Source organism: Dysgonomonas sp. PF1-14, from assembly GCF_029892965.1.
Taxonomy (GTDB): Bacteria; Bacteroidota; Bacteroidia; order Bacteroidales; family Dysgonomonadaceae; genus Dysgonomonas.
In genome coordinates, this window is sequence record NZ_JARXWN010000019.1 from 1 (window position 1) to 12,878 (window position 12,878).

The 12,878-nt window shown below is 37.0% G+C and carries 10 protein-coding genes; all 10 read left to right on the forward strand.

The features are described 5' to 3' along the window. Positions 1–281: 281 nt before the first annotated feature. The 10 genes from M2448_RS17500 to M2448_RS17545 all read left to right on the forward strand — a co-directional run bounded on the left by M2448_RS17500 (position 282) and on the right by M2448_RS17545 (position 12,758). Entirely contained in the window at positions 282–704 is a 423-nt protein-coding gene (locus tag M2448_RS17500; protein ID WP_280647431.1) for a hypothetical protein, read from the forward strand. Continuing rightward, the gene (locus tag M2448_RS17505; protein ID WP_280647432.1) at positions 701–1,165 is read left to right on the forward strand and encodes a thermonuclease family protein; all 465 of its coding nucleotides are present in this window, start codon (positions 701–703) and stop codon (positions 1,163–1,165) included. Before M2448_RS17500 ends, M2448_RS17505 begins: the two co-directional genes overlap by 4 nt. A 179-nt stretch (positions 1,166–1,344) precedes the next feature. Next, on the forward strand, positions 1,345–2,682 hold the full coding sequence (locus M2448_RS17510) for a hypothetical protein (protein ID WP_280647433.1): 1,338 nt from the start codon (positions 1,345–1,347) through the stop codon (positions 2,680–2,682). A gap of 16 nt (positions 2,683–2,698) precedes the next feature. Beyond that, positions 2,699–3,652 (forward strand): hypothetical protein, encoded by a 954-nt coding sequence (locus M2448_RS17515; RefSeq protein WP_280647434.1) that lies wholly within the window; start codon positions 2,699–2,701, stop codon positions 3,650–3,652. Further along, the gene (locus tag M2448_RS17520) at positions 3,630–4,400 is read left to right on the forward strand and encodes a hypothetical protein (RefSeq protein WP_280647435.1); all 771 of its coding nucleotides are present in this window, start codon (positions 3,630–3,632) and stop codon (positions 4,398–4,400) included. Before M2448_RS17515 ends, M2448_RS17520 begins: the two co-directional genes overlap by 23 nt. 106 nt (positions 4,401–4,506) lie before the next feature. Next, positions 4,507–6,141, forward strand: coding sequence for a hypothetical protein (locus tag M2448_RS17525; RefSeq protein WP_280647436.1), 1,635 nt, complete (start codon positions 4,507–4,509; stop codon positions 6,139–6,141). Positions 6,142–6,531: 390 nt separating this feature from the next. Continuing rightward, positions 6,532–6,837: an RHS repeat domain-containing protein gene (locus M2448_RS17530; protein WP_280647437.1), complete on the forward strand. Its 306-nt coding sequence runs from the start codon at positions 6,532–6,534 to the stop codon at positions 6,835–6,837. 11 nt (positions 6,838–6,848) lie between these two features. Then, positions 6,849–12,140 carry a DUF6443 domain-containing protein gene (locus tag M2448_RS17535; RefSeq protein WP_280647438.1) on the forward strand — a complete coding sequence of 1,764 codons (5,292 nt, stop codon included), beginning with the start codon at positions 6,849–6,851 and terminating at the stop codon, positions 12,138–12,140. Positions 12,141–12,159: 19 nt separating this feature from the next. Then, positions 12,160–12,477, forward strand: a complete 318-nt coding sequence (locus M2448_RS17540) for a hypothetical protein (RefSeq protein ID WP_280647439.1) — start codon at positions 12,160–12,162, stop codon at positions 12,475–12,477. After that, positions 12,474–12,758: a hypothetical protein gene (locus M2448_RS17545; RefSeq protein WP_280647440.1), complete on the forward strand. Its 285-nt coding sequence runs from the start codon at positions 12,474–12,476 to the stop codon at positions 12,756–12,758. Before M2448_RS17540 ends, M2448_RS17545 begins: the two co-directional genes overlap by 4 nt. Positions 12,759–12,878: the final 120 nt, after the last annotated feature.

The window sequence follows — 12,878 nt, forward strand, 5'->3', positions numbered from 1 at the left end:
ACTCCACATCTGCATACGGGTGTGGGGTTGCTGCTTATTTGTTACATGGGTTTTGCTAGAACCTCGGAATAGATAAGTCAGTGATTCCCACACTTTGTATTTTATTATCTGCTTATTTGGGGAGTTGGTAGGCGCAAACTTTATACATTATGAGATATTTCTTTTTTATATTAATGTTCGTAGTTGGATTAACCACAAAACTATGGGGTCAGGCGGGGGTAACTGAATCTAAGGAGCGATACTCAATATCAAAAGTTGAGACAATTGATTTAAGGACTGGAGTGTCTTCAACAAAAAACTATACAGATGGCGAAGCCTATTTACAGTGGGAATCCGTAAAGCTTAGTCCATCTCGTACGGAAGATAATATATTTATAGCTATACATGGTAGTCTACAATATAAGTTCATGGACTTAGCTACTCGATTGGGAGATACAACTATGGGAGGACGTTATAAATTGCCTGGATATACCTATGAATTTTCTAACTTAAATGGCGAGTGTAGGCGGGACTACACTACCAGTATATGGGACGAAGTTAAGTATGAGTTTTGGGATTACCAATATGTTGTAGCACATGATAGGACTAAGGGGATGGCATCAGCATTTAAGTATACTTTTGAGAATGATAGGAAACGTATAGTCATTCATCTGAGACCGAAGTTCAAGAAAAACATCCTTCCAGACCTTTCTAAACCCCTGTGAAACTTATCTTTTTATGTTGTACTTTGATATTAGGTACAACATATCAGTTTGTTTTATCAAGTCGGGTGGTCAGGGTTGCTGACGGCGATACTGTAACCCTCCTCACTGACCAACGAGAACAAATACGGGTACGGTTAGACCGTATAGACGCACCAGAACGAGGGCAGGATTACGGGCAGAAGGCAACCCTATTTGTCCGTGAAATGTGCTACAATAAGCCTGTAATAGTCCATAAAAAGGGTGTTGGCAGATATGGTCGTGTGCTGGGTGTCTTGTATGTAAATGGAGTGAATGTAAATGAAGCTCTCGTTTGCCAGGGTCTTGCATGGCACTATAAACACTACAGCAACGACCCGACCCTTGACAGCCTTGAACGACAAGCCCGAAAGGAAAAACTAAATATATGGAGGATGAAAAATCCTATTGCCCCGTGGGAATATCGGAGGATGAAAAAGAAGTGATACATATATTCAAGGTTAATTTAGAGTATATCTATGTTTGTTGAATATTTTCATATTTAGAAAAGAGTTTTTTGTTATTCTTTGTAAAATAATGTTTACATTGTGCATAATTTGTTATGTCAATTATCTATTGGAAGTAAGAAGGATATTTATTTTATTTTTTGACCTGTTTTTAATACATGAAAGCATATCAATACATATTGATGCTTCCCTTGCTTTTGTCAATTAGCACATTTGGGCAAGTACCTGTGATAACAACGCCACAGCCGACTAAACCATTACATAGTATCATTGGATATACTAATAATCGAAACAATCCAACTCCTACCATCCCTGCTTTTCCAACTACCAATAACCGCAATCAGCAGCAACTGAATATGTATGAGCATGACAGGCTTACAGTCGAGCGTATGAATATAATGCAAAGGCAAAATCAATTTGAAGAAGGACTGGCAAGCTATTCATCTATACAATATGATTTACCATCTTGGTCAGGGACACAGGGCACAGAACATTATTATCAGACAGCAGGGAAACTACTTGATATGCTGAATGGGAAAACTCCCCTAAATCTCAAAGATGCTGTATTTGCTGTTGAGAACGCCTACTTTGAAGGATTGTTAGATAAAAAGATATATGATGAAGCTATTTCCCAAATGGCTAACATAGCCCGATTAAAAGCAGGGCAGGACGGTCTTAACTGGAACAATCCCACAACAAAGAATATTATGCTGTATAGGGTTATGGCTGATACATTGAATGTAAAATTCCCAATGAGAGAAAGAGCATCTACTTCCTTTCCTATGCAATATGATTTTGACGATTTTAGGGGAGAAAATGATTTTTCAAAATTATTCGTTACTAAATTACTATCTTCCCATAAAGGACAATGTCATTCTTTGCCACTCTTATATCACATTCTATGTGAAAAAGTAGGAGCAGAAGCAAGCCTTGCTTTTTCTCCCCAGCACTCTTATATTAAGTTTAAAGACCGAAATAACAACTGGCATAACCTTGAACTGACACAGGGTATGATGACAACAGACGCTTTTATTATTGGTTCTGGGTTTATCAATGCAGCAGCTATAAAGCATGGCGTATATATGCAGCCACAAGATAAGAAACAAGTAATAGCCCATTGTTTATCAGACCTTGCTTCGGGATATGTACATAAATACGGATATGATAAGTTTGTGATTCAATGTATAGATTCAGCTTTGTCTTATGCTCCAACAAACACAACTGCTTTAGCAATAAAATCCAATTATCATGGCATCCGATTACAATATGTTGCAAATCAAATTGGCAGACCACCTTTGGACATTTTAAAGGCTCAATACCCTGATGCTTATAAACTATTTGAAGAACGGAATGCTATTTATCGTCGACTGGATGAAATCGGATTCGTTGAAATGCCAAAAGAAGTATATGAAAGTTGGCTAAATTCGATAAATGAAGAAAAAGAAAAACGTGAACATGACATTAGATATAAAAGTGCATTGAGATTATTAGAATAACTTAAATCAACCATATATGAAGAAGGCAGCATTATTTTTAGCTATTTTGTTTGTTACCTGCTTAGTCACACAAGCACAGGAGGATATTTTTAAGAAGCATGGAGTTACAAAAGAACCACTTACATTGAGTAAGGGGAAGTATAAGGAAACGTTCTACAATGAAGAAATCATGCAGGTTGGTACAGTATTGATTAATACACTTACCAACAAAGTGGTTAAATTTCTGGAAGAAGATACTACTAAATTTGCATACAAAGCGGAAACTACAAGTCGTTTTCTTACAGTCGATCCATTAGCAGAAGAACACTATTCTTGGTCGCCATATGCTTATGTTCTGAATAATCCTATGAGGTATATTGACCCGGACGGAAGATTGGAAAGAGACCCGAATGGCAATATTAAATTTTATGCTTCAGGAGAATCTGTAAGTAGGGAGACTGTAAAACATAATGGATTCTCATTAACACCCAATTACAGTACTGGCTATGTAGTAACAGACAAAGGAAATAAGGTATCAGCAGAACAACTTACAAGTGTTACTGTTGTATCAGCAGATGGGAAAAGGAGTACTACTTTTTCGGCTACAGAACTTAGTAAAGTCGGCGATTTTGATTTTACTTCAAATTGTCATGGATTAGCCATGGCTGACGGGCAATTTTTTATTAACGATCCCGGGACAATCTTAGCGGATGAGTTTACAAAGGTTGGAGAGGGTATGGGACCAGATGCAAAAGCCGGAGCAAATCATAATGTTGTAAGTGTTGGGCTTCCGGGCTTCGAAAGTGAGCCATATCATACAGCAGGGACACAAAATAATGGAAATACATACACTCAAAAGGATAATAATGGACCTGTCAAAACAAATCAACCTTTGAAAAGTGTTGTTGATTATAAAGGTACAGGAACGGTTTCAGGTCTTCCAGTAAAAGAATTACAAGTTGTATTTTATGAGAAAAAGAATAATAATTAAGAAACTATACTTTATCGTATCTTTTCTTATCTTTCATACCTTAGTTGGATATTCCCAAAACTGTAAAAACGGATTGGAATATTTATATGCATCAAAAGATTTTGGTTGTTGGTATAATAATATTGATAAGCCAAACGAATACAATATTGCTATAAGAGACAATACACCTGATTCAATAATAGCAAAGCTTCAGAATTTTAAAGGTAAAACCATTAATATGGAAGAGGAAAACTATTATAATTCAGATTTGAGTGTCATATACTACTATGATGATAGTATTCGCGTAAAAATACTTCAAGAGTATTTGACATTTTATGGAGACACAACACATAGTTCAAAAAGCTATTTCCCTTATCCCGGATATGGAAAGTATAAGCCAAAAGAAAAAGACTTCTCTGTTCAGATAGAAGCTCTTTTTACATTTACCAGTCTCTTAGTTGGAGGGTATATTTGTTGTGAACCAGTTCTGATTGAAAAATCCACAAATGAAAAAGTAAACACTGATCAAGAAAAACTAAAAATAATTTATAACATATATCAGAAATGGTTAGTTGAGAATAAAGAAACAGGATTTATAAATTACAAATTACCTTTAGAGGGGACTCCATACATGTGGAAGAATGAAACAATATATATGAAAATGTTTACAGGAAATCATTTATTCAAACCTTCCAAAGAATTTACAGCTTCTTATTTGAAAATACATAGAGAAGAAAGAGGTACAATAGCCTGTACTACATTTTATTAAAAATCAATACTGAAAACTCATGAAATGTATATTCATTTTATTATTGGTGTTTTATCCGTTTTGCCTTTTTAGTCAGATAAATACTAATGCCTACCAAGACTCTATTATGAAAGCAGAACTTCTAAAAGAGTTATTAAGCTCTAAAGAAGATACATTGTCGCTTTCTGCCTCAAGGAACCTAGATATTGAATATAAATACTTTGTGAAAAAGAAATCGCTAAATGGAGGGTATTGCTTAGAATTAAAGGCTGTTACCCATGTGGATTCTATTGCAAAGGCAAAATATGGCTCTTTAATTGAAGATAGAGATGTTTTTTCAGGTTATTCTTATTCTCAAAAAATCGAAATTTTGGAAGAATTATTAAGTTTTCAGGGCGATACGGCAAAAAGTGGCAAATCTTATAAAATAAATTCTCCAGATTTAAGTAGAATCTATATTGAACCGTTTAATATTCAGATAGAATCTCTTTATACATTTTCCAAAATGTTATTGATTGGCTATCCTCCCATTTTACCCAAACTGACAGATAAAAACGAAGTGATTAACTTAAATGGTAATCAAACTGTAGTTGATGAAGTTTACGAGCTATATAGGCAGTGGTTACAAAATGCAATAAAAAATGATTTTAGAAATTTAACTTTGCCTATGTCTGGCAGTTATTATCAATGGGAAAGACAGGGAAAAATAACGAGCAAATGGTATATTGATTTTCATAAAAAGGGAAAAAATGACTTATCCTATAATGCTTTTGAAGAATCATATGATTATATTAATACGATGCTTAAGGATGAAATTCCTTTGTATTTTAAAAATGCCGTTTTGAATACAGAAGTTGCTTTTAACGATGAAAAATTTGATATCGAGAAAGTAAATCAAAAGTATAGGCTATTGGTACATCTAGCAAAAGAGTTTTCAAAGGGTAATTTGATTTCTTATATAGGTAAGGATAAAGATATAATTACAAAACATGCAGCCATATTTAAAGTACTTACAGATACGACACTAATTCCCGTAGATTCATCATATTTTTATGTACATACCCCCTATACCTACGATTTTGAAGACCCTTTAGGTCAATCTGATTGGTCAAAGATGTTTGTGTCTAAACTATTGGAAACGGGTACAGGCAACTGTCATTCATTGCCTTATTTATACAAAATACTGGCTGATGAACTAAATATACCCTGTAATCTAGCCTTTGCACCTAATCATATCTATATTAAATTATTCTCTGAAAATAAAGGCTGGTATAATACGGAACTAACAAGTGGGACATTCCCGATTGACGCATGGATAATCGCTTCGGGATATGTAACCCTTGATGCCATTCGCAACGGTCTGTATATGGATACCCTTAGTAATAAACAAGCTGTAGCCAATTGCCTTATAGACTTGGCACAGGGCTATCAACATAAGTATGGTAAGGATAACCCCGAATTTGTTATCAAATGCTGCAATAAGGTCTTAGAATACCATCCTACAAATGTAAATGCCATCCTGACAAAAGCCGAAGCGCAAAAACACTATATCCATTCGCTGATGAAAGCTAAGAATCTGAAAAGCCCCGAAGCCCTTTTCTCAGATGAAAATATTAAAAATATGTATTCTGAAATGGAATCCCTATATATCGAGCTTCATAAATCAGGCTATCGGCGAATGCCAGAGGAAATGTATTCTGAATGGCTCAACCTGCTTAGAAGTGAGCCAGACAAATACATAAATAAGTCATTGAGCCAGTAAAGAAGATGTCCAATGAGTACCTAATGAAGATATAGATAGAATAGGGCAGGCGCAAAATATTATCTATTAAACCTATATTAATTTAACGTATTTTCGCTATTAAACTCCGATAGTCGCTATAATCGTCTTAACGAACCAATTTCAATAAGTCAATCTGGCAAAACTCCTTTCTATTTAAGACGGGTATACAATCCTATTATTACCGGTTTCTTACATCTAACCGATGAAATTTACACACCTAACTCTACAGAAGAGAAGTCGGATTTTAGTCAAAAAACGTCCTATTCTAAATTCGATTTATTTGGAAATTGTATCGAGAAGATAGATTTCAATGGAGTATCTACTGTTTACCTCTGGTCTTACAACGGCCAATACCCAGTCGCTGAAGTTATGAATGCGGATTATGTTACTATTGATGCTGCCTTAGCCTCAGTCGGATTGACTTCTGTAGATGCTCTATCAGCAAATACCAATCCCGATAAAGCCAAACTCGACAAACTGCGTACAGTATCCACCCTGTCGGGAGCAATGATTACCACCTATAAATACAAGCCATTGGTAGGTATGCTCGAGGCTACCTCCCCTTCAGGTGTAACCACTCATTACGAGTACGATACATTCGGACGTTTAATACGAACTAAAGATACAGATGGTAATACCCTTCAAGAATATAATTATAATTATTTAAACAAATAAAAAAGAACTCTATGAAAAATTACTTAATTATAATATTAATGCTCCTTTCCGGAACATTGAACGGAATTGCGCAAAACACAATGGCTACTTCTATACTTGTTGACGCTAAAGATGGACTAATATCATATTCTAATACTCAGAATACGTTTAATTATACAAATAACTATAACGGAACCCGATATAGTGATGTCTTCTATAAATTCACTCTTGACCGATGGATGGCAGTAACTATAAATCATGCAGGTTCCAACTTATCTGATACATATATATATATGTTGAGTTCAACGGGAAATCTTATTACCAGTTGTACCGGTGTGCAGTCTACATCCGCTTCCCAGTCTACAATGGAAAGCCTTTCGTTAACAGCAGGCACCTATTATGTAGTTTCAGAGGGTATTTCGATGAATGGTGTAATAACTACTAATATTACAAGTAAAGAAGTTCAAAAAACAGAATACAATTTAGGTTCCAAATCTAGTCCATTCTCATATTCTCATACTCAGAATACGAAACAAACGACTAAAGCTTATTCCGGGCCTCCTAATTTTCCTACAAATGACGTTTTTTATAAGCTTACATTAACTCAGCCACTGGATATTACAATATCGCACTGCGGCTCGGAGGTAAAAGATACCTATATCAGTGTTTTGGATTTTAAAGGTGGTTGTGTCGCCTATAATGATGATTCGAATAGTTTAAGCGGAGGATGCCCGGTTTCTACTAATTCATATTTGAAGCAGAGATTCTTACCGGGTACATATTATATTGTATCCAGAGGGAAATCGGAAAACGGTAATATTACGACGAGTATAAAAGGAGATTATCCTCCAAATGAAGCTATAATTGATTTAGGAAAGATATACGGAGATATAACCGCCGCCTTCAACTATACGCATACACAGGATACGAGGACAACAAGAGATTCGTATAAACCACCACGTTGGAATAACATATTTTCCCCCAATGATATTGTTTATAAGTTTAAGTTGGATGTGCCGATGAAACTTAATTTCTCCCATGCAGGTTCAGTTTTGAGTTGCACACAATTACACTTATTAAAAAGGGATATGATAGATGACCCTGAATTAGGTATTGTAATTGATGTAATTGGTGGATCCGGAGGGGGATTACCTCCTGATGCTTACCCCGTAGATCGTAGCTCTTCCGTATTTGAGACTGGGATATATTATTTAGTCTCGGAAGGTTGTCTTGAAAATGGAATTATTACTACAACAATTATCGGAGAACCTTATCGATTTGAAATAGACATGGGTACATTTAATGCTTCATTTACTAAAGAACATACTCAAGATACCAGGAAGACAAGTAATTCATATGATGGGTTACCGACCAGAGACGCATTTTATAAGTTTACGATACAGAATAATATGGAAATTGAAATATCGCATTGTAAATCTACACTGGATGATACATATTTATACTTATTAGATGCTTCTGAGAAATGTGTTGCTTCCAATGATGATTATATCGCGGCTAATGCTTGTTCCAATACAAAGAGAGCATATCTTAAAATCGACGATTTAAGTCCTGGAACTTATTATATTGTATCGGAAGGTAAGAGCAATGATGGGATAATTAATACAATGATTGAAGGGCGACCTGTCAAAAAGGTCATTGATATTGGAGATATAAACAATACCTCGGATTTGACTTTTATAGAGAATACAGCACAGACATCCAATCGGTTCGGATTATCCACAAACGAAATCTATTATCGTTTTTACCTATCTAAAAATATGGATATTGATATCTCAGCCCGTGGTCCTTCAACTGGTACTATGATATATTTACTGGATGATCAAAATAATATTATTGAGACAGCTGATGGCGTTTCCGGAATAAAAATAAAAAATCTTTTATCTGGGGTTTATTATGTTGTCTCGGAAGGAAAAATGCGTAATGAGAACATTTATACTACAATAAAAACTTTGTACAGGCCTTTACCAGAAACGGCTTCTAAATATAACTATATTCATATAAGGTCATATACAAAAAAGGACGCAAGTGATCATATTGATATAATGAATTATTATGATGGTTTAGGCCGGCCTATTCAGAAGGTTGAGTGGGGCATTACGCCTCGCTTTAATGACCTGGTTTCCCTACAGGAATATGATGCCTTCGGGCGGGAAAGCAATAGCTGGCTACCTGCTGCTATTGCAGGGAATAAGGGTGCCTATACCGCTCCCGCTACAGTCATGGCAGCAGCCAAGACCACCAATACAAATAACGGTACCGCCGATCAACTTCCGTACAGTAAACCCGTCTACGAAGCCTCACCCCTGAACCGTGTACTCGAGCAATACGGGCCCGGAACCGACTGGCATAACAACAAGAAAGCCGTACGCACCACCTATATGATCAATGTAGCCGGAGTAGATACCCTGAACTGTATCTATTACATACCAACCGATCCCGGCGATACTATCGTATCTGTTACCTATATGAAGAATTACCCCACCGGACAGATTTATGTCACCCGCATAGAAGACGAGGACGGCAATACCAGCTTTGAGTTCAAGGACAAGCTCGGACAAGTTGTACTGACCCGCCAGATCGTACGTAACGGATCAACTAAAGACCTGCACGACACCTATTATGTCTACGATGACTTCGGTAACCTGAAGGCGGTACTGCCCCCGCTAGCCGCCGATGCCATGAAGACAGGTACAAGCTGGGCAAATAACAGCTCCGATCTGGTACGGAAGTATGCCTACCTGTACAAATACGATGGACGTAACCGCTGCATTGCCAAACGCCTTCCCGGTACCCATTGGACGTACTTTGTTTACGACAAGGCCGACCGATTGATATTGACCCAAGACGGCGAACAGCGCGCCAAAGGAGAATGGCTGTTTACCATACCCGATGCCTTCGGGCGCATCGTGGTGACAGGTACATGTAAGAATACCCTGAACTTTGCGGCAGTCAATCCGATAAACACAGTGGTGAAAGCAAGCCAGAACCTGAGTAATACAACAAACAAGTATTACGACATTACAGGTATTACCCTTTCCACCCCGAGTGTACTTACAGCAAGTTATTATGATAACTATAACCACCGGACAAAAGAAGACTTTGCCAAGCTGCCTTACGATGCCACCCAGTACAACACCCGCTACGGAGACGACACCGATGCTAACAAGTACAAGCACAAAGGCATGCTCACAGGCACACTGACCGCCCTGCTGGACGGATCGGGTAAATACCTGTACACAGCCATGTATTATGACAATCGCGGCAGGCTGATACAGTCACACTCTACCAGCCATCTGGCAGGAGGCATAGAAAAAGAGTACGTAGCCTACAACTTCACCGGTCAACCCACTAAGAAGAAGCATATACACACGGCCACAGGCAAGACTACCCAAACCGAAGACTATGCCTACAACTACGACCATGCAGGCAGGTTAACAAAGACCACCCATAAGCTCAATGGCGGAACGGAGATGGTGCTTGCTGAAAATACCTATGATGAATTGGGAAGATTGAAAACAAAGAAAAGCAACAATAATGAAGCCTTGAAAAGTACTTATGCCTACAATGTGCGTTCGTGGCTGAAAACGATAGGGGGAAGGTTCAGCGAGCAACTCTACTATAATGAAGACTATCGGGATACAAATAATAATGTGAGTAACAAGAAAAGCTATACGGGTAATATATCGGCTATGTCGTGGACTACCTATGATTCGAAAAACAGAAATTATTTTTATGATTATGATAACCTTTCGCGTTTGACCAAAGCCAACTATACAGAAGCAAAATATGCAGGAGCTGAAGCATCAATTGACAGATACTCGGCTAGCTACCAGTATGATAAACATGGCAACATAAAAACGCTCATAAGAGAAGGCATAGAACGATCTGTGAATATGACCCCTATTTACAACACAGTAGATAACCTGATATATGAATATACAGGCAATCAGTTAAAGAAAATAACTGATAGCAGCGGCAAGATATGGGTAGCCGAATCTGAAGATTTCAAAGATAACTCAAATGCTGCTACAGAGTATTTCTTCAATACCAATGGCGCAATGACCAAAGATTTGAACAAGGGTATATCCGATATTAAATATAATTCGTTAAATTTACCGTTACAGATGGATATAAAGAGTCCGACCGGCGAAGGACGCAATCTTTATACCTACTCAGCCTCAGGCGTGAAGCTGAAAGTAAAGCATACCTACAATCCTAATTTCTCTACGGCACCTGTTATAGGTTCCGATGTTACGCTCAGCCTGCTCACTCAGGTGAAAGAAACCGACTATGTAGGCAACAAGATCTACGAAAATGGTAAACTCAAGCGTATATTGGTAGATGGCGGCTACTGGGAGGACGGTAAATACTACTTCTTCCGGCAAGACCACCTGGGTAATACCCGTGTTGTACAGGATCAGGATGGTACCCTTATCCAGCGCAAGTATTACTATCCTTTCGGGGCAGGATTTCCTGAGAACACAAAGGATAACGGTAAGCAGCCCTACAAGTACAACGCCAAGGAACTCGACCAGATGCACCGCCTCGACTGGTACGACTACTCGGCTAGGCATTATGATCCGGCATTGGGTAGGTTTACTACCGTCGATCCGCTGGCGGAAGACTATTATTCGATTAGTCCGTATGCGTATGTGATGAATAATCCATTACGATTTACTGATCCTACAGGGATGGCTGCTAATGATACAATTAATGGAGGAGAATTACCTACAGTGGTTATTGAAACTCTTAATAATAAAAAGCAAGCTATAGTTAAGACAGACATAGGTCCATATATGGTTCTACTTAATCGCGAAACGGGAGAATATTATGCGGAAAAGGGAATAAGATATAATGAAATGACTGTTGCTCACTTGCCTATGCCTGGCGGAGGTAGCTGGAAAAATCTATGGCAAGCAGCTAAAGATGTTACTAAAAGTTTAGCATCACTAGCATCTGCAGCCAAAAATGCAGGAGGCTTTTCTAAAACTTTTTTATCAACATTAAGTAAATCAATATCTATTCAAAAGCAGGCTCGCCACATAGCAGGTTCTGCTCCCACAGGTAAAGGTTATCTTAATAGTCAAGCCGATGCGCAAAAAATATTAGATGCTGTTCATTCAGGACAAGCTACATATCTAGGAACATCAAGCCAAGGGCATATAGTAGTAAAATGTACTAACGTAACAGGAACAAATGTGAATCTTGGAGCAGGAATATCCAATCAATCAACAAATGTTTTTATGATTAAAGGGACAGTGTCTCCAAGTGTTGTTCCAACCAATCCTAATTGGACTCCTTAATTATTAATTATAAAGAATTATGAAAAACTATAAAGAATATATAAGCATTAAAGCTGATTTGATAAATGCGATTCTAGTAAAATTACCTTGTAATGTATTAGATATTAGTTTTGACTATGATGAAAAATCAATTACACTCCAAATTGTGTTATTATCAAATACAAATTTGGATGATTCATTTTTTCGTAGAGTAGATAATCTGTTTAATGACTATGAAGTGGTAACGAAAATTATTCATATATCAAAAGAAAAATTTAATGAGAATATGGGTGGATGGATTCCTTCTGGATATACATGGTTAAAGTATAATTTATTATCAAAGGCTGAAGTATTATGAATGATTTTTTTATAAAAGAACAAATAGTTGAGCTATGTGATTCTGTTGTTAGAAATATAAATAATAATTTTAGAAATATTTCTCTGGACATAGATGATGAAGGAAATTTAAGAATTAAAATAATTCTTGATATTACAACAGAGAAAGAGTATGAATATATTGATGATATTAGTGCTGAGTTTGAAGCTGTACAAGAAAATAGAATTGTTAAAGACATTGAAGTAACAACAGATCTTAATAGTAAACCTCTTCCTCATTTAATATATTCTAGAGAGGATTAAAGTTCTTTATCCCCGTCCTTCGGAATTTGTAATCCTGAAGTAATAACTATTAGGATTTTCTATTCTCTATAAACTCGCTCCTGCCAATATATGGTTGGCAGGAGTGTTTTATCTTTTATA

Excerpts from the sequence above, each read along its gene's own strand:
- M2448_RS17540 (WP_280647439.1), top strand. The coding sequence starts at position 12,160 with ATGAAAAACTATAAAGAATATATAAGCATTAAAGCTGATTTGATAAAT.
- M2448_RS17515 (WP_280647434.1), top strand. The coding sequence starts at position 2,699 with ATGAAGAAGGCAGCATTATTTTTAGCTATTTTGTTTGTTACCTGCTTA.
- M2448_RS17545 (WP_280647440.1), top strand. The coding sequence starts at position 12,474 with ATGAATGATTTTTTTATAAAAGAACAAATAGTTGAGCTATGTGATTCT.
- M2448_RS17535 (WP_280647438.1), top strand. The coding sequence starts at position 6,849 with ATGAAAAATTACTTAATTATAATATTAATGCTCCTTTCCGGAACATTG.
- M2448_RS17530 (WP_280647437.1), top strand. The coding sequence starts at position 6,532 with ATGAATGCGGATTATGTTACTATTGATGCTGCCTTAGCCTCAGTCGGA.
- M2448_RS17510 (WP_280647433.1), top strand. The coding sequence starts at position 1,345 with ATGAAAGCATATCAATACATATTGATGCTTCCCTTGCTTTTGTCAATT.
- M2448_RS17525 (WP_280647436.1), top strand. The coding sequence starts at position 4,507 with ATGAAAGCAGAACTTCTAAAAGAGTTATTAAGCTCTAAAGAAGATACA.
- M2448_RS17520 (WP_280647435.1), top strand. The coding sequence starts at position 3,630 with ATGAGAAAAAGAATAATAATTAAGAAACTATACTTTATCGTATCTTTT.